Genomic DNA, 644 nt, shown 5'->3' on the forward strand with positions numbered 1-644 from the left:
CCGCGGGGGATGGTTTGGGAACATCCCCCCCTTCGGGGTAAGGCTGCATTCCGGGTGAGAGGTGGCGCCAATTCCTGCCCCGTGTGCCTCGCGTTGTCCGGGCGCCCGGACAACGACTGCCGTCGGCCGTGCTTCTTCTCCCGATGGGTGCCCACGGGACGGCCCCTGTCCACCGCGAAGCCTCCGACGCAAGACAGTGGGGCCCAAGAATTTCCGCCTTAATTTTGTATGTGTTTGTGATATCTTTGAGCCCTCTGGGTTGTAGCGGGAGGTTGCTATGGCAAGTGCTGTCTTTGTGCGCCTTGTATTCCTGGTGGCCGCCGCCATCGTGCTGGTGTCCGTGCGCCTCTTTGCGCCTGGCGCCGTCGGCGCCTTTGTCGTTGGCGGCGTCCTCCTTCTGGCGCTGGGCGCGTACGCCGCGCCCCGCCTTCGCCGGCTGTCCTCACCTCTCGCGGAGCCTCCGGACGCGCCCTCACTTCCGGAGCGCTGCGATTGCGGCTATCGCCTCGTCGATGCCGAGGCGGCCTCCCGTCGCCTCCAGTACCTTGCCGAGAGGGTAGGGGCCCGCACGTCAGGTGCCCTCGCGGACCTGTCCGAAGGGGTGGACTATGTGTCTCCCGAAGCTGGACACGACACCCTCAGGG

The 644-nt window shown here is 66.5% G+C and carries 1 protein-coding gene; it reads left to right on the forward strand.

Translation table 11 applies throughout. The features are described from left to right. Positions 1 to 295 precede the first annotated feature (295 nt). A partial coding sequence (locus D7V88_RS44070) for a hypothetical protein (RefSeq protein WP_208726781.1) occupies positions 296 to 644 on the forward strand: 349 nt, incomplete at its 3' end.

The sequence above is a fragment of the Corallococcus terminator genome (assembly GCF_003611635.1).
In the GTDB taxonomy this organism is placed as follows: Bacteria; Myxococcota; Myxococcia; order Myxococcales; family Myxococcaceae; genus Corallococcus; species Corallococcus terminator.